The sequence below is a fragment of the Thermocoleostomius sinensis A174 genome, assembly GCF_026802175.1.
Taxonomy (GTDB): Bacteria; Cyanobacteriota; Cyanobacteriia; order Elainellales; family Elainellaceae; genus Thermocoleostomius; species Thermocoleostomius sinensis.
Genome location: NZ_CP113797.1, coordinates 4317487 through 4341520, shown reverse-complemented (window position 1 = coordinate 4341520; position 24034 = coordinate 4317487). Strand labels below are relative to the sequence as shown.

General features: G+C 50.0%; 22 protein-coding genes and 1 tRNA gene. 9 read left to right on the top strand and 14 right to left on the bottom strand.

All coding sequences use genetic code 11. The features are described from left to right. Positions 1-265: 265 nt before the first annotated feature. Entirely contained in the window at positions 266-673 is a 408-nt protein-coding gene (locus OXH18_RS18780) for a hypothetical protein (protein WP_268608865.1), read from the top strand. Positions 674-807: 134 nt separating this feature from the next. Here OXH18_RS18780 and OXH18_RS18775 read toward each other — a convergent pair whose 3' ends face one another. Together OXH18_RS18775 and cbiT are read right to left on the bottom strand one after the other, a co-directional pair. Beyond that, complete coding sequence (locus OXH18_RS18775; protein WP_268608863.1) at positions 808-1188, bottom strand: hypothetical protein; 381 nt, start codon at positions 1186-1188, stop codon at positions 808-810. A gap of 196 nt (positions 1189-1384) precedes the next feature. After that, positions 1385-1984: a precorrin-6Y C5,15-methyltransferase subunit CbiT gene (cbiT, locus tag OXH18_RS18770; protein ID WP_268608862.1), complete on the bottom strand. Its 600-nt coding sequence runs from the start codon at positions 1982-1984 to the stop codon at positions 1385-1387. A gap of 317 nt (positions 1985-2301) precedes the next feature. Here cbiT and OXH18_RS18765 point away from each other — a divergent pair, with 317 nt between their 5' ends. Further along, positions 2302-3699: a hypothetical protein gene (locus OXH18_RS18765; RefSeq protein WP_268608860.1), complete on the top strand. Its 1398-nt coding sequence runs from the start codon at positions 2302-2304 to the stop codon at positions 3697-3699. A gap of 56 nt (positions 3700-3755) precedes the next feature. Here OXH18_RS18765 and OXH18_RS18760 read toward each other — a convergent pair whose 3' ends face one another. From OXH18_RS18760 to OXH18_RS18750, 3 genes are read right to left on the bottom strand one after another with little or no spacing between them, the layout of a single operon-like run. Beyond that, a complete protein-coding gene (locus OXH18_RS18760; RefSeq protein WP_268613214.1) occupies positions 3756-5252 on the bottom strand; it encodes an aminotransferase class I/II-fold pyridoxal phosphate-dependent enzyme in 1497 nt (498 codons plus the stop codon). Beyond that, complete coding sequence (locus OXH18_RS18755) at positions 5249-5971, bottom strand: hypothetical protein (RefSeq protein WP_268608858.1); 723 nt, start codon at positions 5969-5971, stop codon at positions 5249-5251. Before OXH18_RS18755 ends, OXH18_RS18760 begins: the two co-directional genes overlap by 4 nt. Positions 5972-6015: 44 nt before the next feature. Beyond that, positions 6016-6687, bottom strand: a complete 672-nt coding sequence (locus OXH18_RS18750) for a hypothetical protein (RefSeq protein WP_268608856.1) — start codon at positions 6685-6687, stop codon at positions 6016-6018. 211 nt (positions 6688-6898) lie between these two features. On the opposite strand from OXH18_RS18750, the gene puuE reads away from it, so the two are divergent. Then, positions 6899-7816: an allantoinase PuuE gene (gene puuE, locus OXH18_RS18745; RefSeq protein WP_268608854.1), complete on the top strand. Its 918-nt coding sequence runs from the start codon at positions 6899-6901 to the stop codon at positions 7814-7816. A 156-nt stretch (positions 7817-7972) separates the two neighbouring features. Here puuE and OXH18_RS18740 read toward each other — a convergent pair whose 3' ends face one another. Together OXH18_RS18740 and hetZ are read right to left on the bottom strand one after the other, a co-directional pair. Next, positions 7973-9013, bottom strand: coding sequence for a hypothetical protein (locus tag OXH18_RS18740; RefSeq protein WP_268608852.1), 1041 nt, complete (start codon positions 9011-9013; stop codon positions 7973-7975). Between the two features lie 82 nt (positions 9014-9095). After that, positions 9096-10235, bottom strand: coding sequence for a heterocyst differentiation protein HetZ (gene hetZ, locus OXH18_RS18735; RefSeq protein WP_268613213.1), 1140 nt, complete (start codon positions 10233-10235; stop codon positions 9096-9098). 167 nt (positions 10236-10402) lie between these two features. On the opposite strand from hetZ, the gene OXH18_RS18730 reads away from it, so the two are divergent. Further along, on the top strand, positions 10403-10876 hold the full coding sequence (locus OXH18_RS18730) for a hypothetical protein (protein ID WP_268608850.1): 474 nt from the start codon (positions 10403-10405) through the stop codon (positions 10874-10876). A 409-nt stretch (positions 10877-11285) separates the two neighbouring features. Here OXH18_RS18730 and OXH18_RS18725 read toward each other — a convergent pair whose 3' ends face one another. The 4 genes from OXH18_RS18725 to ggt form a co-directional block, all read right to left on the bottom strand. Further along, the gene (locus tag OXH18_RS18725; RefSeq protein WP_268608848.1) at positions 11286-12383 is read right to left on the bottom strand and encodes a WD40 repeat domain-containing protein; all 1098 of its coding nucleotides are present in this window, start codon (positions 12381-12383) and stop codon (positions 11286-11288) included. Between the two features lie 65 nt (positions 12384-12448). Then, complete coding sequence (locus tag OXH18_RS18720) at positions 12449-13894, bottom strand: MlaD family protein (RefSeq protein ID WP_268608846.1); 1446 nt, start codon at positions 13892-13894, stop codon at positions 12449-12451. A 30-nt stretch (positions 13895-13924) separates the two neighbouring features. Then, positions 13925-14707: an ABC transporter ATP-binding protein gene (locus tag OXH18_RS18715; RefSeq protein ID WP_268608844.1), complete on the bottom strand. Its 783-nt coding sequence runs from the start codon at positions 14705-14707 to the stop codon at positions 13925-13927. Positions 14708-14816: 109 nt separating this feature from the next. After that, a complete protein-coding gene (ggt, locus tag OXH18_RS18710) occupies positions 14817-16373 on the bottom strand; it encodes a gamma-glutamyltransferase (protein ID WP_268608842.1) in 1557 nt (518 codons plus the stop codon). A 130-nt stretch (positions 16374-16503) separates the two neighbouring features. On the opposite strand from ggt, the gene OXH18_RS18705 reads away from it, so the two are divergent. Beyond that, a tRNA-Leu gene (locus OXH18_RS18705) sits at positions 16504-16585 on the top strand. A 241-nt stretch (positions 16586-16826) separates the two neighbouring features. Here OXH18_RS18705 and OXH18_RS18700 read toward each other — a convergent pair. Both OXH18_RS18700 and OXH18_RS18695 read right to left on the bottom strand, forming a co-directional pair. Next, the gene (locus OXH18_RS18700; RefSeq protein ID WP_268608840.1) at positions 16827-17207 is read right to left on the bottom strand and encodes a hypothetical protein; all 381 of its coding nucleotides are present in this window, start codon (positions 17205-17207) and stop codon (positions 16827-16829) included. Positions 17208-17303: 96 nt separating this feature from the next. Beyond that, positions 17304-17447, bottom strand: coding sequence for a hypothetical protein (locus OXH18_RS18695; RefSeq protein ID WP_268608839.1), 144 nt, complete (start codon positions 17445-17447; stop codon positions 17304-17306). A gap of 645 nt (positions 17448-18092) precedes the next feature. Between OXH18_RS18695 and OXH18_RS18690 the strand changes: the two genes are divergently transcribed. The 4 genes from OXH18_RS18690 (at position 18093) to OXH18_RS18675 (ending at position 23091) form a co-directional block, all read left to right on the top strand. Beyond that, positions 18093-18443: a histidine triad nucleotide-binding protein gene (locus OXH18_RS18690; protein WP_268608837.1), complete on the top strand. Its 351-nt coding sequence runs from the start codon at positions 18093-18095 to the stop codon at positions 18441-18443. Positions 18444-18590: 147 nt separating this feature from the next. After that, positions 18591-19673 (top strand): photosystem II q(b) protein, encoded by a 1083-nt coding sequence (gene psbA, locus OXH18_RS18685; protein WP_268608835.1) that lies wholly within the window; start codon positions 18591-18593, stop codon positions 19671-19673. Positions 19674-19810: 137 nt separating this feature from the next. Next, complete coding sequence (locus OXH18_RS18680) at positions 19811-20065, top strand: TIGR03643 family protein (protein WP_268608833.1); 255 nt, start codon at positions 19811-19813, stop codon at positions 20063-20065. Between the two features lie 170 nt (positions 20066-20235). Next, positions 20236-23091, top strand: coding sequence for a cation-translocating P-type ATPase (locus OXH18_RS18675; protein WP_268608831.1), 2856 nt, complete (start codon positions 20236-20238; stop codon positions 23089-23091). Positions 23092-23120: 29 nt separating this feature from the next. On the opposite strand, the gene hetR is transcribed toward OXH18_RS18675, so the two are convergent. Then, entirely contained in the window at positions 23121-24020 is a 900-nt protein-coding gene (gene hetR / locus OXH18_RS18670) for a heterocyst differentiation master regulator HetR (protein ID WP_268608829.1), read from the bottom strand. Between the last annotated feature and the right edge of the window lie 14 nt (positions 24021-24034).

Sequence of the window (24034 nt, the reverse complement as noted above, 5' to 3'; positions counted from 1 at the left end):
GTATCAAGGGCATCAAAAAGATAAAGCGTTAAGGGTCATTGAGTTTAACCATCTACTTGTCAGCTTCTGTCATCTTCCCAATACATTCCAAATACTATTCCAGTCATTTCTCAAGTTTTTGAGAAGACAATCATCAAGTTGGAGGACAGATGAAGGACATCGCTAAAAAGGCATCTTGAGACATTTTGCGATATCGACCCATCTTTGCATGTTTGTCCTTCTCAGCGTTAATCGCTTCTCGACATTAATGTGGATGAGGATCACTATGAAACGGCGGCTCAATTGGTTAGCGGTTCCCACCGCCATTGCCAGCACCTTGGCGATCGCAACGGTTGCCCACAGCAATCCAGTGCAAACACCGTTGACATCCCCCATTACTGTGACGGGTAGTTCTGGAGGGGGACAGCAAAGCCAGTGCGGATTTATTGCCAACGCACCCAGTCAAGTGATTGTGGTGAACGAACCCACGCCTTTACGGTTTAGGCTAGAAGGGCAGGGACAACCAACGCTATGGATCACCGGTCCTGTCAATCGCTGCGTCATGTCAGATGGCTATTCAAACGGGGCGATCGAACTACCAGGTGTTTGGGAGCAAGGAACTTACTCCGTGTATGTGGGCGATCTTAATCAAGAGAGTCATCCCTATACGTTGTCAATTACTCAGGAAAATTAGCTTAGAAGAAGGGGAAAGGTCCTGGCAGCCTAGGGTTAAAGATAAAGATGAGGTCAACTGGGTTTTAAATTTGCAGAGACCGTTCAAGAAGGAGGTAGATTGTCTGCATGAAGGCAGAGCTACCTTCTTTGAGGTTAATCCTCAATTTGCTTTACCGACACATCGATCGCCTCAACATCCACAGTTCCAGGAGGAGTGAGGCGGTAAAACTTTTTGTTTTCAACCCGAAGTTGCTCGCTACAGCTAGGGCAGCGTAATTGAGTGCCGTTGATGCCAGCCGACTCAAAGCCACAAACCGGACATTGATCGACCACCAAGTTGCGCTTCAACCACCAACGAAACCCGATAAAGGCAATGACGGGAGTAATCAATAGCAGGCTAAGCACGATGAAGGAAAATTTCACTAGCCATCCTAAGCCGATCGAGCTTAACAGCCAAATCACCAGCAGGAGCGTCAACCAAAATCGAATTCCTGATAGGTTGAATTGCAGGTTTCTAAAATCATTTTGATTCACACTGACCTCCCGCAGGTGCACATATAAAGCCTGTTTTTTAGTCTCTTCGACAGATGTACCAGATGTACCAATCAATAGAAATAGATTTAAGATGAATTTTAAAGTCCACCTTTCTTCAGGATAAAACACTCACCGATTCAAAGAACAGAGGGGCAAGCCAGTTGAAGAAGACGGATACCCGCATGCCATCCTCACGCTAGTCCAATTTCTCACCACTTAAGACAAAGATTGGGTCAACGGCTGCAAATACCTGTCGATTGCCACGGGTTTCTAAACGATTAATGGTAGATTGAACCACTTCAATATTGCGCACCTGTAATTCAGCCAACCCTTCGGAAATTGCGTATAAATTCTCAAAATTCGCGGCGGTTGCCACGATCCGCCCCTGGGGCTGTAGATGCTGCCAGACGGTTTTCAAAATCTCTTTAATGGGACTCCCGCCCTCTACACAAACACAGTCGGGTTGATGGGTCAAGTTCTTCAAACAGTCTGGCGCACTGCCCTCAATCACGTCTACGTTTGTTACCCCAAATCGATCGCAATTTCGCCGAATGAGGGCCGCTACGTCTTCATCCCGCTCGACTGCAATCACTTTCCCCTGGGAACAGAGTAACCCGGCCTCGACGGACACGGTTCCCGTTCCTGCCCCAATGTCCCACAGCACCGAGTCGCGTTTAAGCCGCAGCAATGACACAATTAATAGTCTCACCTCGCGTTTGCTGAGCGGAATACCGGGCAACCGTTCAAATAGGTGATCGGGAATACCAGACGTCACATAGGGCCAGAGAGAAGACATCGTTGTTAGGGATGGGAGAGCAAGGTGTAAAGCGAGAAGTAAAAAAATGAGGCAGATGCATAGCACTCAGGCTCTTACTACCTTAACCTCTGATTTCTACCTTGATTTAAACAGAAATCACGGCAGATAAAGTAAAAAACCGCACTTGGGCTAGCAATCACAAGGTAACCTTCAAAAACTCAAAACAATAGTAAGATATGACCGTAAACCCGGGATTTACTATTTTGGCTGAAACAATCAACCGTTCGGTCTCGATCATCCCGGAACTATACAAAACAATAACTCTGAATCCATACGCTAAGAAGGATAGCAACTGAATGAGTGCAATTAATCACCAAGTGAGTCATCTACCTGTTGCCTTCAGCAATTGGCGTTTGCAACCGGGCTTCTTGAATGAAGGTAACTCCGATTTTGAATCGGTGCACGTGCTGATTGGGCAATTTCTTGCCGATCGCCATTCCCCTGATCCGTTACCAGATCGGTTTCTGCTAACAGAAAACACAAAGTTTGAGTGGGGATGTGGTAAACCACTGGAGAAGGTGATTAACTCTCAAGCTGACTTAGAATTTCTGATGCGGCATCCGGTGCTATTCCGCAATGCCATCGCCATTATTGAGCCATGGGAACATGTTGGGTGCAACCCTCGGGGCGAAAATGTCCGAGCCTCTCTCAATGTGGCCTACATTGCTCAAAAAATTGCCGATTGTGATTCAATCTTGTTTCCACTGTGGTCGTCTGGATTGTTTGATCCGAAGGTATTAGTGCCGTTGATTACGTCGGGGTTGGCGGTAGTGGTTGAAGGTGGTGATCCGTCTGTACGGGATGCGTCTACCTTTGATGGTGCTCAATGCTCTCTCAACGATCTCCATTGCATCGTTGAAGATCTTTTGATTTCACGATCGCCCACTAGTGCGGTCGCCCTCTTTATTTGTTTGGGACATCAGCTAGCCGCCCAAGGGCACATTAATTTGATTAAACGAGCGGTTCAGCAAGTGCTTGACTTAGATACCCTTGCTGGCGATCGGGATGGTAAAGCGTTAAAAGTGCTGAAGCGTGTTTGCCAACATATCCAAACTGTGGGCACTTCTCTCAAGATCACAAAGCGCAATGGACATATCATCGCAGAGGGTTGGGATCACCCAGAGTTTGCCGTTGGGCCAAACGAACATAAAGAAGTTGGCGATCGGCAGTTACATCATTACCAATCTCCCGATGGAGAGGCGCTTGGCATTCCGGAGGACTTAATCAGAGCGCATGAGATTACCGCTGACGAATATGAAGGCGTGATTGACACCACGCTTAAGTATGAGCGAGAAGTCAATATTGCCATGTTTCACTCAGATGAGGTCAACGAAGAAGCCATCTTATTTGCCAATTGGGCCTATCGTTCGCTGCATGATGCCATCATCCCGTATCGATCGACCTTAGCGGGTAGTTCGCTGGCATGGTTATTGAAACTGCCAGATGCGATCGAAATTTTGTGTTCTACCACCATTGGTGATGAAATTGTCACGGAATGTTCGGCAACCTGCGTAATCTATAAGGATTTTGAGAGTAAGCAGATCCGACGATCGTTTACCTGCCAGTTTCATCCAGAACTGCTGTCTGATCTACGAACGGTTGGGGTATCAGAGCCACTCACCTATGCCCGGCTGAAGACCGACGATGGGGCCCGGCTGTTTGCCCGACTGTTATACGAGGGGATGCAAGAATAGGTGCCTCTCATCACTTTATCAGGAGTATGATTCTCCGATCGCGGCTCAACCGTTGCTCAACCGTTGACAATTCTCAGGGTTTCCAGGGTTGAGTCGGTGCATCCTGCCACAACGCCCCCGGCAGCTAGGACTTGCTGCAAATACTCGATCGCCTCGGTCGTGATTACTTCGCCGGGTAACAGTACAGGGATTCCAGGCGGATAGGGACAAACCAACTCGGCACTGATGCGGTCAATCGCGTGGGCGATCGGCAGGGTGACAGCCGCTGAGAAGAAGGCTTGACGGGGCGTGAGGGGGGGAAGAGAGAAGGGAGGAAGCAGAAAGGATGATGAAGAAAGGCAATGGGATTCTAGTTGGGGTTGCGGTTTGAGTGTAGATAATACTCTAAACGCTGATACTAATCGATCGATGTCTGCGTTGGTGTTACCAAACGTCAGGATGAAGGTGAGATGGCGCAGACCGGGCAGTTCTGCGGTGACACCAAAGGTCTCGTGCAATATTTCGTCTGCGGCAAAGCCAGTTAATCCTAATCTAATGACATCAATCGTGATGCGAGTCCAGTCCAGAGCGGCGAAGCCAGGAAGCAGATCGGAGCGATCGGCTAACACGAGTAGCCCCGAAATTTGCTCAAGTTCCTGTCTGACGCGGTTGGACAAACTCAGCGCTTGTTCCATCAAGGGTTGTCCTTGGATGGCCATCTGCTGGCGGGCGGCGTCTAATGAAGCTAGCAGCAAATAGTTGGGACTAGTGGACTGCACCAAAGATAAGCAGCGGGTGAGGCGATCGCGATCGATGCGATCGCCTTGCACATGCAGCATAGCCGCTTGGGTTAGGGCTGACAGGGTTTTGTGGATTGACTGCACCGCTAGATCGGCTCCTTGCGACAAAGCCGACGGCGGCAAGTCAGGATGAAAGGCGAAATGAGCACCGTGAGCTTCGTCTACTAGCAGAGGAATATCATGCTGATGGACAATTTCAGCGATTTCCTGCACTGGGCTGGTTACACCGTAGTAGGTGGGTGACACAATCAACACCGCTTTGGCATCAGGGTGTTGCGCGATCGCCGTTTTAATTGTAGTAGGTGAAACCCCATGCGCCACGTCCCACTCTGCATCATAGTCAGGCTGCACATATATAGGAATGGCTCCTGAGAGAATTAGAGCGGCGATCGCCGACTGATGCACATTACGCGGCAGAACTATCTTGTCTCCTGGCTGACAGGTCGCCAACACAGCGGCTTCTATTCCACACGTAGACCCATTCGCCAAAAACCATGTCTGCTCTGCCCCAAAGGCGGCGGCGGCTAACACTTGCGCTTGCTGAATCACGCCCTTGGGTGCAAACAAGTTGTCCAGTTCCGGCAATTCTGGCAAATCTGCTTGAAATACTGCTTGCCCCAGCCAATCTCTCAAGTTAGCGGAGATGCCCTGTCCCCGCTTGTGTCCAGGTGTGTGGAACGCCACAGACGATCGTTGGGCGCAGGTTTTCAGTCTGTCTAACAGTGGTGTAGATGCTTGACGTGGATCGAATTCTTGCCGCACCTCATCCTTCATCCTTCCCAATCACACTGCTCATCTGGCAGCCGTACTGCATTTTGCCCGGCTCCCCCTGATCCGGTGAGTGAAAACCAGCCCTGTCCTTGGCGCGGGAAATAGATTTCAATCCATCGGCGGCGATCGCGGCTGACTGAAACAGTGGGTGGATTGGTAGTAGCGTAGGCAATGCCGCCTCGGCGAATTTGACCAATTCCTGGATAACTGCCATCGGGACCACTGCGAACGGTTACCGTGGTTAAAATTTCGTAACAGGCTTGCGCCGCTGGCTCTGGAGCAGGGATGGCATCACACGCTTCAATGGTGGCGGTGCTGATCCAGCCGAGGGCGGGGGAATAGATTTCGGCGACGCCCGTGCCAACGACCCCTGTTAAGCGCAGTTCAGTATCAGGAACGATCGTCAAAATGCGCTGGGTGCGGGCGGCATCTCGATAGACATCTAAACTATTCAGGCTGTAGCGACACGCGCCAATTAAATTCGATTGCTGGGTCAGTCCTGTGATCGTTTGCCAGGTGCGATCGCCATAAACCTCTTCGCTATCCTCATAGCGCTCCTCGTGATAGTCGTACTCATCCCCATAGCGATGGGTGGGTGAGTGCTGATCGCCCCTAGCAACGGCCGGTTGCTCCCACCCGATCACCATAGTCCCAATCGCAGCTAAACCAATGGTCAAGCCTTGAGAACGAATTTTACTACTAAGACAAACATTCCAATGCATGGTCGATCGCTCCTTGGCCCGATCTAACAACAGAGAAATCAGAATTACGGATTACAGGCTGTATCCGACAGGCGAGTGGCGTTGCTGCCTAGTCCAGATTGTCCAGTTCTGGCAATCCAGGCTGGCTGACCATCTTGCAAAATTTCTACCCAAATACGACCAAAATCAGGCGGTGCGTTAGGCGATACTTGTTCTCTTGGCGGATTGGCTGTGGCATAGACGATCGATCCTGCCCTGAGCGATCCCCGGAACGCAGAGGTGCTGCTGGGGGCGCTGCGAACAGACAAATTATCGACATTGATGCCATAGCAGGCGCGTATGGGCACAGGAGCATCACAAGTAGTTAAGTTGGCCGCATTGACCCACCCCACTACCGTAATACTGCTAGTAGGAGAGTCGCGCCGGGCAATTTGGGCCCGCCCAGGGGCCAGCACCCCGGTCAAAAAGACTGAGGTATTGGCAGCTAATGAGCCAACTCGATTGACTGGACTCAGGGCCGTATCGGCAAACACCTCCACCGATCGATTGGTGCGGCGACAAGCGTTGATATAGTCCACTTGTTCAACGAGTCCAGTGTTGACAACTCGTTCGGCAGCAGCATCTGGACTCGTTGGGGCGGTTGGCTGTGCGGGAGTAGGCGAGGTTTGGGTAATTTCAATGGAAGGTGCTACCTCTGTATTTGCCAAAGCAGCGGTTGTTGTCAATGGACCGATCATCACCAATACCAGCCCTAGTTTAAGTCTGTTTAAAGTTTGCTTATATAAACACATGGTCAATCACTTCTCATACACCACAACAATATTTCTGAAGGGAGTTTACCATGAGGAAATAATTTAATTCGTTTACCGTTATAGGGGCACCGCCGCAGGCATCCTCTCCCCATTGCTGTAGAACTGAAGCCTAAACAACACAGGAACAAAGATACCTATGGTCGATCGCTATCCCAGAGACATGGTGGGGTATGGCCAGCATACTCCTGACCCCAACTGGCCAGATCAAGCCCGGGTTGCAGTACAGTTTGTGATTAACTACGAAGAAGGCGGCGAAAACTGCGTGCTGCATGGGGACGAATCGGCCGAGGCGTTTCTGTCTGAAGTAGTAGGGGCGGTTCCTCTAGCCGGAGTGCGGCACATGAATATTGAATCTTGCTATGAGTACGGTAGCCGAGCCGGGTTTTGGCGGTTACATCGACTGTTTACCCAGCGTGGCATTCCTGTGACGGTTTATGGTGTGGCGATGGCGCTGGAACGCAATCCCGAAGCGGTGGCCGCTATGAATGAAGGTAACTGGGAAATTGCCAGTCATGGCTATCGCTGGATTGATTATAAGTATTTCGCTGAACCAACTGAACGCGAACATTTGCAAATGGCGATCGAGATTCACACTCGCGTTACCGGCAGCCGTCCCCTGGGGTGGTATACAGGGCGTAACAGTCCCAACACCCGCAAATTGGTGGTGGAGGAGGGTGGGTTTCTATATGATTCCGATAGCTATGCCGACGACTTGCCCTATTGGGTGCAAGACTATGACCAACCCCATTTGGTGATTCCCTACACGCTCGACAACAACGACATGCGGTTTGCTACCAGTCAGGGCTTTAATTCAGGTGATCAGTTTTTTGCCTATTTACGCGATGCCTTTGATTTGCTCTATGCCGAAGGTGAAACGGCTCCAAAAATGATGAGCGTGGGGCTACACTGCCGTTTGGTGGGGCGTCCGGGACGGGCGGCTGCCTTGGCGCGTTTCCTAGACTATGTGCAACAGCACGATCGGGTTTGGCTGTGTCGCCGCGTGGATATTGCTCGGCATTGGCATGAGCATCATGCGCCCAAACCGAAACACTAAGGGAGCCAGCTTAAAAAAAACAGCCATAAGAAGCACCCACAAAAGGAAAGGAGTCCTCTGTATTGATGACTCCTTTCCTCAATGGCTAACAATACCCAATAATCCTAAACAGACTAGATACAGCTAATAGAACTCCAAAATCATGTCCTCACCGTTTTAGTCTTCAGAGGTCAGGGGGCAAATAGCGAACACAAACGGTACTTCGCTATCTTGCAGTAATACTTCTAAGGTATAGGGTTGATTTGGCTTCAGGTTAGACAGCGCTACACGGACACAATCCGCTTCAGAACACACTGCCGTTGATTGATCGGGGCCATTTCTGAAGCACAGGCTGCCTGCCTGCGGCAACGTGCCTTGAATACAAATTTGCTGCGTTTGAGGCTGATACTCGGCCTCGACTTTGATTTCGCCCACGGCTGTCTGCCACACTTGTTGCGCATAGGGCTGACTGGGTGACACGTTCAGCGTCATGGATTCTAGAATTTCGCGAGCCGCCAGCAGCGACAGGGCCATTTGCTGCATGGGGGTTGCTACATCATAATGACGAGGCAGGTTTGCGGGTGGCGCGATCGCCGCTTGCCCAGAGCGGGACGGCCCAGACAGCACCATCCCCGCTAATTGATTAAGAGACTGAAACTGTCCTGGAAACAGCGACTCGACAATGTGTACCAATTTGGCACCTTCTTGCAACGAAGACTGCACGACCATCCGGCAGTGATCCAACAATTGCACAAGCACGCGATCGGGCATCGGGATGGGTAAATTCAACGTTTGTAATTGTGCCGCCCATACACCCGCTGGAACTTGTTCCGGCGTTGGCAGGTCAGAATACTCGACTTCATAATCAAACGAGCCAGTTTCCCACGGAAAACGGGGAGGATTGCGTTCGATTTCAGCGCGGAGTCGACGCTTTAGTAAAGCTTGAAAACGGTCTTGCACAGCAGGTATGTCTCCAAATTCTAATGATGAAGGTTGTTGAAAAGATGAAAGACTCGATTCGTCTAACTCAGCAGGCATGAAGTCTACTGCTTCAGAATCGAGAGGATCAAAATATGGAGGTTGCAAGCTTGAAGTCCCGGACTCATCTGGACTAGCCTTTCGACTAGCACGATTCCCTGATGGCGCTGAAATAGCCGGGTTTGGTTCTTGCAATAGCCAATCAAACAACTGTTGGATGGCTTCTGCGTCATTATTCATGGATGCCTGCCCCTGATCCGGATATAAAATTGTTGCGAATTTTTCAAGTGAATTCAAGCAATTTTGATGAACACTTTATAAATTATTCATCAACCTGTGGATTGGGCCCGGAAAAAAAATTATTGCGAATTTCCCAAGCTTGTTCCAGTAATTTTGACCATTGCTTTTGCAACTGAGTTGGGGTCAGCCCGATCGCCTGTGTGATTGATACATCCGGCATTCCTTTTTGTTTAAGTTGCAGTAGCTCCTGTTGCTGCGGCGTGAGGCAATCTTGCAAGACTTGCCATTGCTGCGGCGTTAGCCCAAAATTACGTTCCAGATCGGCCTCTAGCCACTGATGCACCAATTCCCAATGGTGCGATAGCGAAAATCGAATCAGATGATATTTAAAGCGTTGCTGCAAATAGTCTCGCTGTCTAGCGGTTAGTCCCAGAATGGCCTCAATTTCATTCGCGGGCAGATCTTGCAGCCGCAAAGCAAAATAGTCAGCGCAATCTTGCTGCTGGCGTTCTTCCAAGTAGCTCATCAACTCAGCAATCACCGTATGGCGGAGCGCATCTTCGGGCAACTCTGGTTCCATGGCCATCATTTGTTCCCGCACTTGTGGCATTGGAACGGTACTGCGGGCATCGGCTTCTCCGCTTGATCCTTCAGCCGCTTGTTCAATGTCCACCATTGTTTCGGGGGGTTGTTGCTGCGAAAAAGTTTGCGCCCGCAGAATGATCAATTGCTGGCTGCGACGACCCGGCAGTGGAATGCGCCGCTTGCCATAGCGTTCGCTAAAAGCCATATATTCCGCCAATTCCAACAGTGTGCGAGGGCGATAGTCTGCTGCCATCTGGTTCTCGCGGCGGAAGGCACTAAGCGATTCGATGTAAAATCCTTGCAAAAAATCTTCAATCAGGGTCAGACGGGCTTGGTAGCTCGACTGTACCTGGGGAGGAGTAATGTATCGATAAACCACGGCACTCAGAGTGCTATGTAATTCTACTCGGCCGCGATGAGACCCCAGTTCATAGTACTTGAGGCATTGCTTCAGTCGGTGACGTGCCAGCGTTGTAGACCACGTTTCCACCTCTCCAGACGCTTGAATCCGCTTGCTCTCTGAACAGATGCGGTTCACTTCTCCGGCTAAACGGGTGGCAACGGCCCGACAATTTTGTTCAGATGCACGAGTTGTTTGTTTCAACTCGCTGAAGATCAGTTGGAAAATTGTCTCCACGCCTCGGTATCGTCCCCCTGATGGAATTTTGCCGCCTATCAAGCTAACACAATCAATTTCAAACGCCATCCGATCTCTAACCCCTCATAAAAGGACTAATCTAGACTGGGAAGACGGACGACCTCTGCACCCAAATTGAGCACTTTCATCAATCGGGATGTATACATATGAACCCAGAACAACAGATTCAAATGTTGATTGAGCAAGCTCCCCAATATGGAGCGAACCCTACCGATGTTCAAACGATCGCACCGGCTCTGTTGACGATCGCCAGTCGGTTGAAACACCCTCAATACTTTATTCTGCAAACCCTGGAGCAGAATTGGTTAATGACTACCCTGACTCATCGCACCCAATCAAACTTGACTAAAAACGTAGTGTATGCGTTCCCTACGCTGAAGGATGCAGCAGCCAGTCCACAGGCTCCGAATGATCCACAGGTGATGGCTCTACCAATCCCCGTGGTGCAGATCTTATTTCAAATGCTAGCAATGAAGCCCGTAGATAGCATAGTTTTTTTTGAAACTCCTGGGAATTTGCATTCAGGTACAGAGATTAGCCGTCAGAATTTACAAGATGGTATTCGGCTATACGTCCAGCAGCAAAGGAAATCCTCGCGATTGCCGCCAGATATGGCCTAAGCTCATTCTAGTTCCAAATATAGAATTTGGCAGGTAAGCATCCGTACTTGTCAATCCGTAATTCACACGAACTTTTTATTTTCATTACGGACAGTACTTTCCCTGATTTGTAGATGCAAGCAGTATTAGGAACTACTTTATCTTCACCGTAGAAACGCCCTAACGCAGGACGGTAGCCGCTAAGTTACGAACTTGTTCTTGCCTATATGATGATCGCTCCTCGACACAACTCCTCCGTTTTAACCGACTGCGAAGCGAAGAGGCTGTGATCTGAGACGATGAAGATTAAGTAAAGGGATGAACGAACTGGCTAAAGTCGTGTATGAAGCTGGGTCAGTGAGAAGTGTAAGGTTATCGACAAAATTTGTCTTCCCTGGGTTGCGATGCCTTGCCGTACTCACCCCAGCGCCTAGTTTCTGTGCCAGACCTGAATCATTCCCGCTTGATCGCCACTGACCAATTTGTCTCCATTGGGGCTAAAAGCCAGCGCCATGATTGAGTCCATCTGTGCGTCTGAGAGAGTTTGTATCAAGGTTCCAGTTGCGAGATCCCACAGTTTAATGGTTTTATCGCGGCTACTACTAGCTAAAGTTTGTCCATCCGGGCTTATGGTTAGGGCGGTGACCGCATCTAGATGTCCCAGAAATCCTTGAATATAGCGACCGCTGGGTAATTTCCAGCTTTTGACTGTGCCATCTCCATTACCCGTCACCAGCGTTTTGCCGTCCGGACTAATCGCAAGAGCAAGCACAGGATAGCGAGCCGTATTGAAAGTACGAAGCAGTTCTCCGTTGTTCGATCGCCATAATTTAACATTGCCGTCATAGTCAGCACTGATGAGCAGAGGCGATTCCGTATTGGTGGCAGGTGCAAACATCACCACGGTTACACCATAGTCATGGTTAGCCAAGGTGCTTAGCCGTTCTCCAGTTTCTATATCCCAAAGCTGTACCGTGCCATTCCACTGTCCGCTGGCTAGCCATTGACCATTGGGACTAAACGCCACCGATTGCACCACTGTTTCGGGAATCGCCAGCGTCTGTCGTAATTCTCCAGTGGTGAGATTGTGCAGTTCAATGCCGCCTTGGTCATCGCCGCTGGCCAGCAGGATTGATTGATAGGCGGGCACCGTGTCTGCACTCACCGCGATCGATTGAATCGAGGGGCGATCGCTAACCTGTCGAAGCAATTCTCCCGTGTCTGCATTCCAGATCTTCGTATCACCATTCAAGCTACCACTGACGAGCATTTGTCCATCCGGGCTGAAGGCAAGGGCTTTAATTGGAGATTTTGATGCCGCGAAGGTGCGCTCTAGCCGGGCGGTTGGTTCATTGGTAATAGTAGCGCCAAGGGTTAACGAGTCAGGAGCAGATGGCCGCGATGAAGCGGAATCCGAATGGCTACAGCCAATTATCCCCACCGACATTAGGCCTGCTACTATCCAGGCAATTAAGCGCCGCGATCGGTTTGTTACCTTGCATCGCATTAGATTGTACAAGTTGTCCATCCCCTTACCTCGTTAATCGTTGTCCTGGATCACTGGGTCAATTTCCAATCCAGGTAAGAGCTTGTCTACTGGGTGTTTGGTCTTGCGTTCGGAACAGATTCAGTCGCTTCGCTGGTTGGCAACGAGAACGACGAGGGTGCGGCAGCATCTGGTTGCTGATGCTCATTTGGACTAACCCGATCGCTACCATACCGAGGGGAAGTAGCGGATGGAGTCGATCGAGGCGGAGGAGCAGATGAGTGGGGCAGCCTATCCTGCCTTGGTAGTGGTTGAGATGGCAAGGCTAGCTCCGGTGACTTCAGCGCTGGCGATCGTGGCAGGGGTGTGGTTGCTGAATCAGGAGTTCCCGGAGCAAGGGCTACGGTCAATGAATTCAGCACTTTGGCGATCTCGGCTTGTCGCTCAAGCTGTTCGGAGGCATCGACTAAGCGGTTGAGAGACTCAATCAGTTGGCGTAGATTGTTGCGAAAGGCCGGATCGCCCGTTAACTCATCGAGATCGGCAGTAATTTTCTCCACATTTTGAAACACCGATCGAGCCGAATCGAGCAACTGTTGCAGTATCAGCGCATTCGCTGGATCGTTGATTCCAGTCGAGAAGTCGCGCAGGTTCGCAGCGGCTTCGGCTGCATTGGCAGACATTACTTCTAAATTAGTAACAATTTCCTGCAAATTGCCCTCACTCACCACTGGAGAAATTTCATCGACGGTGAGGGAAATGGTGTTCAGCGTACCGCGCAGTTGATCACTAGATTGCTGAAAACTCACTAGCGTATCTGAGAGAGCAGTGCGATTGGTGGCAACGAGCAACCGCACTTCATCGGCCGCCTCTCCCAAGGAAGTCAGTGTGTTTTCGACACTGCCACCTTCGACGAGTTGTTCGACTTCATTGGTCAACCCAGAGACATCTTGGCTGAGGGCAGTAATGGCAACGAGGGCATCGGAGGCGTTTCTGGCCACTGAGTTAATGTTGGCGGTAAATTGCGGATCGCTGAGCAGGTTGGCAATGCGCAAGGTCGATCGAATCAATTCATTCACGTCCAGTTGTGCTTCCCCTTGCAAGCGCGAACCGTCGCAGATAATCAGATCGGGATTACAGTCTGGGTCTAGCGGCCCTGCAATTTCTCGATCGGAAGGCAAAACTTCTAGCGGCGTGATATTAATTGAAGTTTCGCCCACCAAGCCGGACTGATTAGCTTCGATGATGGAATTGCTGGGAATTGGGCGATCGGCTCGGGCCAGTTCAACCTCAATCACCACCCCTTGAGGCTGAGGTTCGATGCTCACCACTCGCCCAACTCTCACGCCTCGATAGGCCACCACTGTGCCGGGAGTCATCCCACCTGCATCAGAGAATTCGATAAAGGCTCGATAGCTGCGACGAGCAGGATTCAGGTTTTGCAGCCACAACAACAGCCCAATAAACAGCGCCACTGATCCTAAAAACAGGAACCCTACAGCGCTTTGCCGCATCGATCGCGATAGTCCTGCGCTCCGCCTTGCCGTTTGCATTGCCTCTCCTTGCACCGCTTGATTCAATCATCACCCCGCAATATGGATCGGCCCCTCAACACTGCCACTGAAAAATTGTCGGAGCCACGGATTGTCTGTTGTGTCAATGTCATGGACAGAACCATCCCAGTGAATTTTTCCTTGATAGAGAAAAATTACGCGATCGGCAGTTCGACGAATGGTACTGTCTTGATGAGTCACGACGACATACGCACCACATCCGCCTTTTAGTCCTTTCAATTGCCGAATAATGTCTTCGGTAATGGTAGAGGCGATTGGGTCAAGCCCTGCGGTTGGTTCATCGTAGAGTAGCACCTCTGGGGAGCCTCTGGGATCATCCGGATCGGTGATAATGGCCCGAGCCAAGCTAACTCGTTTGCGCATTCCACCCGATAGCTCAGCAGGGTAGCGCTTACCCGTTCCCGCCAACCCCACCATGTCAAGCTTTTGATTCACCAACTCACAAATTTCGTGACGCGGTAGCTTCGATCGGCGAAACAGCGCAAACCCGACATTTTCTTCAACCGTTAGTGAGTCAAAGAGGGCAGCTTGCTGAAATACAAGACTAATGCCAATCGGATCTTCTGCGTCTTCCAGAAGACGTTCCCGTTTTTGTCCTCGGATGTAAATTTCCCCTTCATCGGGAGCCAGTAGCCCACACATAATGCGGAGAATGGTAGATTTTCCTGTTCCCGATGGCCCAATGATGGCAATGGCCTCACCGCGATTAACCGTCAAATCCACTCGATCGAGAATTGGATTCTGGCCAAAGGATTTAGAAACCCCCTTCAGTTCAATTAACGGCTCAGACATTAGCAGCTAGGGATAGAAGCGTATGACTAAATTGTGCCTTATGCGCTTCCAAAATAAAGGTTCCAGCCTTGTTGAGCAACGGAGACGATAGGATGCTGGAATGGCTGCTCTAGCAAACTGCGATCGCTCCACAACGCCGCCGATCGCCCGCCCCTGATAGGTCTCCTGTGGTGCTGCGAGTGACGGCATGAACTCCGCCAAAGAAGAGATTTTGCTGGGGCCACAGTTCTAATTGTTGGTCAAACGGAAACTGAGTGCGATCGATCGTCAACCGCTCAAAGCCCGGTTCCACATTAAACACATCAGCTTCCCAATGCACTCTGGGATAGTTAACGGCGTCTTCCACCGACAGATTGAAATCAATCAAATTTGAGATCACCTGAAGAATCGCTGTCCGAATGCGATTAGAGCCGCCCGATCCCAGGACAATTTCCGGCTGATGGTTGGCATCCAAAATCATCGTCGGAGCCATCATTGAAGAAATGCGCACATTCTCTTGCCATTGGTGAAACCCACTGGGATGCAAATCGGCTTCGCCTAGCATATTGTTGGTCATGATGCCTGTGCCGGGAATCACATAAGATGAGCCTTCGCCATTAGAGGTTGTGACGCTGGCGGCATTGCCCTCGCCATCAATCGCACTAACGTGGGTAGTGCTGCCCCATTTGTTCACCGCTGCCAACAATTGGGTTTCATAGGGAGCGCGGTGATGGGTGGCTAGGAAGCGATCGGCTACATCTGGTTCATACAATCGAGCATCATAGCCATCGGCTCTGGCGGCATTGGTCAATTTCATGACTTGCGCCAACAATTGCAGATGCTTTGTGCAGCCAAACGGAAATTGTCCGACCTCTACCTGAGCAAGCAGGGCCAGCGCAAAGGCAATCAGTGCACCACCGGAACTGGGAGGCGGATTGGTTAGAAAAAAATTGCCGCGATAACTAGTGATGAGCGGTTGGCGCTCGATCACTTGATAATGTTCTAAATCTGCCAACGTTAAGTAGCCGCCCTGATCTTGGCAATCTTTCACCAAGCGGCGGGCAATGTCCCCTTGGTAAAATCCTCTGGCTCCCTCTTCGGCTAGGTAAATGAATGTTTCTGCCAACGCTGGCACGGCAAATCGATCGCCCGCTTGCAGTAAGTTGCCTGTGGGGGCAAACATTTGGCGTGATTCGGCGGTTGCTAGCAAGATGGGGGCAAGGATACTCGCGCAGTAAGACTGAAATGGGCTAACTTCAATTCCGTTCTTGGCGTAGTGGATTGCGGGTTCCATCACCACCGACCGTGGCAACCGTCCCAGTTTGTCATGCACATGAAACAATCCGCCAATTGTACCCGGCACGGCGATCGAGCCTAACCCAATGTGAAACTCTTGAGTGACACTGCCAAAATTAACCGCCACTGGATAAAAATCAATAGCGTGACGATCGGGCTTACAACGCGGGGTTTGACTAAAAAAATCGAACAAAATGTCCTGCCCGGCTTGGGTGTGGGCCAGCAAAAATCCTCCCCCTGCTAGGGACGTTAAGGTAGGCTCAGTCACGCAGGACGCTAGGACTGCTGCCACAACAGCATCAAAGACATTCCCCCCTAAACGAAACATTTCCACTCCTGCTTCAGCCGTTTTGGGGTGTCCAGCCGCAATCGCGCCACGAGTATTAGCCATTCGTCTTGTGTAATGGGTCAGGATGATCAGTCAAGGGATATTTGATTATGGCAAAAGAAAGGACAAAGACCGAAAGACATTTCAAGACATTTCGTGCGATTGTCTGTTACTATAATTAACTGCAACACCTGCGGATGTGGCGGAATTGGTAGACGCGCTAGATTTAGGTTCTAGTTCCTCACGGAGTGAAGGTTCAAGTCCTTTCATCCGCATAGCCCAAGAATAAAAGCTTTTCCGGATTTTAATCAATCTCAGAAAGTGGTTCGTAAGGAGTAGCCTATGCAAAATTTGGGGCTTTTTTGGGCTTCTCAGATATGGATTGAGTGAGAGCCATGAGGCTGAAGACGCAGCACAGCTTTTGCAAGCAGCTTTGATGCTAAGGTGTTCTTTGGTAGGCACTTTTGCTAATAGCCTGAGTCCTCGAAAGCTGGTTTTAGCTTGTTCAATATTTCCTTAAAGACCGGCTACAGATAATGCCTCAAGAATAGAGGCTCTAGCGACGATTGAACGAATCACGGCTTGGGTCATTTCTTGCAATCGCTCTCGCATCAGCAAGCGCAACTCATCAAGGGTATCAGGCAGCTTCCATCGGAGTCCTCGCTTGAGATACAGCCAAACATTGCTCAATGGGATTCGTTCGGGTGAATGAGACGGTTGAAACATCAAAATGATGTTGGAGGGAATCTGCAACCGCTTTGCCCTGTCACAACCCGCTTGGTCAAGTTGGATCATCAAGATACTGTCTGCAAAATGCTGAGCAACCAAGTTGAGGAACACCTGAAAGCATGTAGTGCATCCCAAAAACTGGATACCTAAAGAGCCAGTTTCAGTCAAAACGATGTGTTCTCACAATCATACATCAATTGACCTCGTTGCTGTCCCCTTTCCCTTCTGTTGGTTGTTCTCTCCATTGGGTCTCAAACTCCTTCCTTAATCGTCCGCATCAATCACTCTGCATACCCGTTCTGCCATGCTGATGGCAATCCCTTGTTGCTTCAGTAACCTGGTGCACTCCTTTGCCGCATACTGCACTCCTGGGTCAGCTTCCAACTGCATCGTCAACTGCCCCACCATCCCTTTCAACTCGGCGTGGGCGGTTTACTCAAAATGGGCTAATTATGGGCTAGTTGCTTCGCCACTACCTGCTTACTAAGCTTAATTGCTCATGAAAAACTGACATGCTCCCTTCCCCTTCCCCTTCTGCCACGGTTGAGAGCAGGAGAGAAAGGTTTTGAAGTTCCTCTTCCCAAACTTGAGGAGGGATTTAGGGTGAGAGCACAAGCGGTTTGTCGGGAATTTAGATTGTTACTCAAGACAATCATAATGAGAAAATTTTGAAAAACGAGGGGCTGTACGGCTATGTCCTGTCTTCATTCAGCAACACCGAAAAGTTTACTGACTGTAGTGGTCTTAGTTTGACAGATCTGACAGTCAAGGCTATTCATCAAAAAATAGTCCCAGCCCTTGTGATGAATTAGCGATCGTACACTCACAAAAAAGCTCCCCAAACCTCATAGACGAGCTTAGAGAGCTTCAAGCACTCATCGGAATTTGAAATAGGCTTCGCTGACTGCCACCTGCTACACCACTCCTACAAAGCCAAAATCTTAGCTTGTAGAAAAATGCTTACAATTTCTAGGTAGAAACGCCAACTTGACCTACTCAACTTATAGAATTGCAGCAAACTGTAGTTCTGAAAGTTTAATTTTGTAAATCTCTATGACTGAAACATCAGACACAATTTTTGGCAAGATCATCCGACGTGAGATTCCAGCCGAAATCATTTATGAAGATGATCTTTGTCTTGCCTTCAAAGATGTCAACCCACAGGCTCCAGTTCATGTATTAGTTATTCCCAAGCAACCGATCGCCAAATTAGCAGATGTCGAGTCTCAGGATCATGCCTTAATGGGGCATTTGTTGCTGACTGTAAAGCGAGTAGCCGAGCAACTTGGGCTATCCAGCGGCTATCGAGTGGTTATTAATAATGGAGCCGATGGTGGACAAACCGTTTATCACCTACATTTGCATCTTTTGGGGGGACGACAGTTACAGTGGCCACCCGGTTGAATGTTCATCAATCTTAAGAAAATCTGTAAAAGATGAGAATAGTGTGTCGATCGCTTTACAAAACGCAACAAATCCTTTACTGTAATCATTACAGTGATTTACATCACTGATTCATCTGTTTACATCATTCAAGCACTCATAGGAACCATGACAACAGCATTACAGACGCGCGAACGCGCCAGTGTGTGGGAGCGGTTCTGCAACTGGGTGACCAGCACCGACAACCGCCTGTACGTAGGCTGGTTCGGCGTACTGATGATCCCCACCCTGCTAGCTGCTACCACCTGCTTCATCATCGCCTTCATCGCGGCTCCTCCGGTAGACATCGACGGCATCCGCGAACCCGTAGCAGGGTCGTTGATGTACGGCAACAACATCATCTCTGGTGCAGTGGTGCCGTCATCGAACGCCATCGGCTTGCACTTCTACCCGATCTGGGAAGCAGCCTCTCTCGACGAGTGGCTCTACAACGGCGGACCGTACCAGTTGGTGGTGTTCCACTTCTTGATTGGCGTGTTCTGCTACATGGGACGGGAGTGGGAGTTGAGCTACCGCCTGGGCATGCGTCCGTGGATTTGCGTGGCATACTCGGCTCCAGTAGCAGCGGCGACAGCCGTGTTCTTGATCTACCCGATTGGGCAAGGGTCATTTTCAGACGGCATGCCCTTGGGCATCAGCGGCACGTTCAACTTCATGTTCGTGTTCCAGGCTGAGCACAACATTCTGATGCACCCGTTCCACATGCTGGGGGTTGCTGGGGTGTTCGGCGGCAGCTTGTTCAGCGCCATGCACGGGTCGTTGGTGACCTCCTCGCTGGTGCGTGAGACGACCGAGAACGAGAGCCAGAACTATGGCTACAAGTTTGGGCAGGAAGAAGAGACCTACAACATCGTGGCAGCGCACGGGTACTTTGGTCGGCTGATTTTCCAGTATGCCAGCTTCAACAACTCGCGGAGCTTGCACTTCTTCTTGGGTGCGTGGCCGGTAGTTGGCATTTGGTTCACGGCGTTGGGCATCAGCACGATGGCGTTCAACCTGAACGGGTTCAACTTCAACCAGAGCATCATCGATTCGCAGGGGCGTGTGGTGAGCACGTGGGCGGACATTCTCAACCGTGCGAACTTGGGGATGGAAGTGATGCACGAGCGTAATGCGCACAACTTCCCGCTGGACTTGGCGGCGGGTGAGGCGGCTCCGGTAGCGCTGTCGACTCCTCAAATCAACGGTTAGTTGATGGTTCGTGACGGGTGAGTGGCTAGCGCGGTTAGTGTCTAGTCCTCCGCAATAAGGCACTCCCTTTTGGGGGTGCCTTTTGCTTTGAGACCTGCCCAAACAAATCAGTAGATGAAATAATTCGAGTAACAGTTGTGAAATTACCAGACCTTGACTCAAGCACGATCGATCGGGTCATTGAAATGGCTTGGGAGGATCGAACCCCCTTTGAGGCCATCAACTTTCAATTCGGACTCAGTGAAGAGCAAGTAATTTTACTGATGCGCAGAGAAATGAAACCATCTAGCTTCAGAATGTGGCGCAAGCGAGTGGCTGGTCGCAAAACGAAGCATCGACAGCAACGAGCATTTGTGGTGGGGCGGTTTAAATCCCAAAACCAAAATCTGTAGAAAGAAATATCAGTTTGTTTTTCTTAGTTAATCTCATCTAGGGCTTCGCAGCATTACTGTACTGTTTCAACAGCTAACTCAAACTTCTTTCTGGCGAGTGATTGTCAATGATGTAGAGTAAGACCTACAGTTCAATTCTGGCATTCTTTTCCACCTGCCACCCATCGTTTATGAGCCACTGGTATCAACTGGATGTTGCTGATGTCCTTCAACAATTGGGCGCTAATGCAAAAGAAGGCCTCGATCGCGCCGAAGCCGAAAGACGCCTCGCTGAACACGGTCCCAATGAATTAGCCGAGCGCCCTCCCAAAAGTCCCCTAAGAATGTTGTGGGAGCAATTCACAGCCACCATGGTCCTGGTTCTGATTGCTGCCGCTGCTATTTCAGCGCTTCTAGGGGACTGGAAAGACACATTGGCTATTTTGGCCATTGTGATTTTTAATGCTGTTCTGGGATTTACCCAAGAATATCGCGCTGGTAAAGAATTCGCAGCACTCAAGAAATTGGCTGTTCCCAAAGCCCGAGTTTTGCGTAACGGGGTTTGGGAACACTTGTCAGCCCGTGAATTAGTGCCGGGAGATATTGTACAAATCGAAGACGGGGATCAAGTACCGGCTGATTGTCGCTTGCTTGAATGTGTGAACCTGCGAACTCAAGAGTCCGCGTTCACTGGGGAATCGGAATCGGTTGAAAAAACGGCGGCAGCCATTGAGGGAGAGAATTTACCGTTAGGCGATCGCCGCAACAGTGTGTTCATGGGGACGGCTGTCACCTACGGTCGCGCTAAAGCGATTGTCACAGCAACGGGCATGGAGACCGAACTTGGGAAGATTGCAGGCTCCATGCAAAGTGTTGAGTCCGAACAAACTCCGCTTCAAAAACGGCTTGAGCAGTTAGGAAGACGCCTAGCGCTGGCGGCCCTCGCACTGGTAGCTGTGATCTTTGCATTGGGCATGTTCCAAGGCGGAGAATTTGACGATTTGTTTTTGACAGCTGTTAGTTTGGCGGTTGCCATTATTCCAGAGGGACTACCAGCCGTTGTCACTATCGCCTTGGCACTCGGCTCAAAACGCATGTTGAGGCGCAAAGCTTTAATTCGTAAACTGCCAGCTGTTGAAACTCTTGGTTCTGTCACGACTATTTGTTCTGATAAAACTGGCACATTGACGGAAAATCGGATGACGGTAACAATTCTGTCGCTGGCGGGTGAACGGGTAGACATGCGTGAGTCATTTGCCCAAATTACCTCCCGCTTAGATGGAAACAAATCAATATTTCGCCCTGGAGAGGGAGTACCTTTACCAGCCTCGATGGCGCTGACTCTGATGGGAAGTTCGCTATGTAATAATGCACTCGTTCCCGACGAAGCAGAAGACACTGCCGAATCAGTCATAGGTCAAGAAACAGATCAAGAACAAGAACCTGATGGGTTTAGCGAAGCCGTGAATGAAACCAAAGCGATTGGTGATCCAACCGAAATTGCGCTGGTGGTGGCAGCCGATCGACTGGGTTTGGACAAAGAAGAGTTGGAGGAAGTATTTCCACGTCAAGCAGAAGCGCCGTTTGATTCCGATCGCAAGCGCATGACTACTATCCATCAGATTCAGCAGCCGTGGCAGAACGCTAATCCATCGGTTCAACTCTTGCCAGACCTCTCCATTGCAGTACCCACGCCGTATGTCGCCTTTACAAAAGGCTCGGTGGATGGACTGCTGCAAATCTCGAGCCAGGTGTGGAAAAGCGATCGAACGGAACCACTTGATGAAACGTGGCAACAGGAAATTTTAGCCAGCAACGACAAACTGGCCAGCATGGGAACACGGGTGTTGGGGGTCGCCTTTCGACCGTTAGAGCAACTACCTTCCCCAGGGCGAGAATCGGACGTGGAGCGAGAGTTGATTTTTGTAGGGCTGGTTGGAATGCTTGATCCAGCCCGTCCTGAAGCTAAAGAAGCGGTGGAAACTTGTAATCATGCTGGGATTCGTACAGTGATGATTACGGGCGATCATCCGTTAATGGCTAGACACATTGCCGAAGAACTAGGGATTTCAAAAAATGGGCAATACTTAACTGGACAAGACCTCGATCGTATGTCAATTGACGAGTTAGAACAACGCATTGATGAGGTTTCTGTTTATGCCCGCGTTTCGCCTCAACAAAAACTGAAAATTGTAGAGGCGCTGCAAGATCGTGGTCAAATTGTTTCGATGACAGGCGATGGCGTCAATGATGCGCCGGCCCTCAGCAAAGCCGATATTGGGGTCGCAATGGGATTAGCGGGAACAGATGTCGCCAAGGAAGCAGCAGACATGGTGTTGCTCAACGATAACTTTGCCACAATCGTTGCTGCCGTTGAAGAAGGACGGGTGATTTATGACAACATCCGCAAGTTCATTCGCTACACGCTTACGGGAAATGTGGCAGGCGTTGTCATCATGCTGCTGGCTCCGTTTATTGCTCTGCGATTACCCCTAACTCCAATACAAATTCTCTGGATTAACCTGTTAGCCGATGGGCTGTTGGCGTTAGCGCTGAGTGTTGAACCAGCTGAAGAAAATGTCATGGATCGTCCACCCTATCCTCCGAATGAAAGTGTATTTAGCCGAGGCATTGGCAGAGACATTATTTGGGTAGGATTGCTGATGGGACTAACTTTCTTGGGAATGGGCTACTGGGCAGAATCAATAGGATGGCAGAATTGGCAAACCATGATATTCGCAACCTTGGCATTCTCTCGGATGAGTTTGGCATTAGCCATGCGATCGGAACGCGATCTGCTCATTCACAAAGGACTGCTGAGCAACAAACTAATTTTGATTTCGGTGCTGCTCACATTTGCACTGCAAATAGCAGTAATCTATACCCCTTGGCTGCAACCCATTTTTCAAACCCGATCGCTATCCGGACAAGAATTGTTGATTTGTCTAGCCATCAGTACAATCGGGTTTTGGGTCGTAGAAATTCAGAAACTAGTGCTTCGCCCGCGATCGCAAGCGAAGAGAAAGCACCCTCATCGTGCTCATTGAGGAAAAATTGCAGCTATGGCTCATGTGGGTCATCCTTCTTTTGGACCCATCACCATTTGCAGAACAAACGGCAACCCTCCTACTTGATGATAGCGATCGGCCCAAGCGCGGAGAATTTCATCCAATTCTTCCAAGGCTTGCTCAACTCGATCGGGTGGCACATCCAACTCTTCCAAAATTCGCACCACTTTGGGCTGGCGCTCAGCCCAGTCTTTCATGAGGCGAAAATAGCGGGCTGTATCTTCCACCATGATGTAGGTGCGCTCTTCTTCGTCAGCGGGTGAATAGAAAGCGCGGGTTAATGCATAGAACGGCATACCCCATGGTGAATCAATGCGGAGAATTGTGCCCGAATAGGTGAGACGGCGCTTGATATGTTCGGCCAAGGCTTCACTCAATGGCATTCGGCGCTCAAGTGGTAAGTCTTCCTGCGATCGGTTGTGCAGGAACTCAATGATGTCCATTAACTGGAAAGAGTTAATCAACTGAGCATCAGGCAAATTAGGCGGCAACTTTTCTTCAATTTGCCGTTTTTCGTCACTCGTGAGATTGTTACCTGGAACGCGCGATCGTCCAGGTTGCCAAGGAAATTGCTCGATCCAAACGTAGGGAAATTGAATCAAATACCGTGGCTCTTGAGAGCCTAACATCTTTAAGAGCTTGCCTTCTGTGAGGGCTTGCCGTACCTCTTCCACAATTACCTTCACGCGCTTCGGCTCAATGTGATGTAAATGCCCAGTCATCCGCAGATTTTGATCCTGCTCTAAATAGGTCATATACACAGCACATTTAGCAGCCGTTGCGGCAGCGTCCAAGAATGCTCCATGCCGATGTCCACCCGTGCGCATGGCACTAAAAGCTAGATACAGCATGATCTGATCCATTGCACTGGGACTAAGGCGTTTGATCAGATCGGTGTCGTTGGTCATTTCAAGATCAATTC

Coding starts and splice junctions, on each gene's coding strand:
- OXH18_RS18780 (WP_268608865.1), top strand. CDS start 266: ATGAAACGGCGGCTCAATTGGTTAGCGGTTCCCACCGCCATTGCCAGC.
- cbiT (WP_268608862.1), bottom strand. CDS start 1,984: ATGTCTTCTCTCTGGCCCTATGTGACGTCTGGTATTCCCGATCACCTA.
- OXH18_RS18765 (WP_268608860.1), top strand. CDS start 2,302: ATGAGTGCAATTAATCACCAAGTGAGTCATCTACCTGTTGCCTTCAGC.
- OXH18_RS18760 (WP_268613214.1), bottom strand. CDS start 5,252: ATGAAGGATGAGGTGCGGCAAGAATTCGATCCACGTCAAGCATCTACA.
- OXH18_RS18755 (WP_268608858.1), bottom strand. CDS start 5,971: ATGCATTGGAATGTTTGTCTTAGTAGTAAAATTCGTTCTCAAGGCTTG.
- OXH18_RS18750 (WP_268608856.1), bottom strand. CDS start 6,687: ATGATCGGTCCATTGACAACAACCGCTGCTTTGGCAAATACAGAGGTA.
- puuE (WP_268608854.1), top strand. CDS start 6,899: ATGGTCGATCGCTATCCCAGAGACATGGTGGGGTATGGCCAGCATACT.
- OXH18_RS18740 (WP_268608852.1), bottom strand. CDS start 9,013: ATGAATAATGACGCAGAAGCCATCCAACAGTTGTTTGATTGGCTATTG.
- OXH18_RS18730 (WP_268608850.1), top strand. CDS start 10,403: ATGAACCCAGAACAACAGATTCAAATGTTGATTGAGCAAGCTCCCCAA.
- OXH18_RS18725 (WP_268608848.1), bottom strand. CDS start 12,383: ATGGACAACTTGTACAATCTAATGCGATGCAAGGTAACAAACCGATCG.
- OXH18_RS18720 (WP_268608846.1), bottom strand. CDS start 13,894: ATGCAAACGGCAAGGCGGAGCGCAGGACTATCGCGATCGATGCGGCAA.
- OXH18_RS18715 (WP_268608844.1), bottom strand. CDS start 14,707: ATGTCTGAGCCGTTAATTGAACTGAAGGGGGTTTCTAAATCCTTTGGC.
- ggt (WP_268608842.1), bottom strand. CDS start 16,373: ATGGCTAATACTCGTGGCGCGATTGCGGCTGGACACCCCAAAACGGCT.
- OXH18_RS18695 (WP_268608839.1), bottom strand. CDS start 17,447: ATGGTGGGGCAGTTGACGATGCAGTTGGAAGCTGACCCAGGAGTGCAG.
- OXH18_RS18690 (WP_268608837.1), top strand. CDS start 18,093: ATGACTGAAACATCAGACACAATTTTTGGCAAGATCATCCGACGTGAG.
- psbA (WP_268608835.1), top strand. CDS start 18,591: ATGACAACAGCATTACAGACGCGCGAACGCGCCAGTGTGTGGGAGCGG.
- OXH18_RS18675 (WP_268608831.1), top strand. CDS start 20,236: ATGAGCCACTGGTATCAACTGGATGTTGCTGATGTCCTTCAACAATTG.
- hetR (WP_268608829.1), bottom strand. CDS start 24,020: ATGACCAACGACACCGATCTGATCAAACGCCTTAGTCCCAGTGCAATG.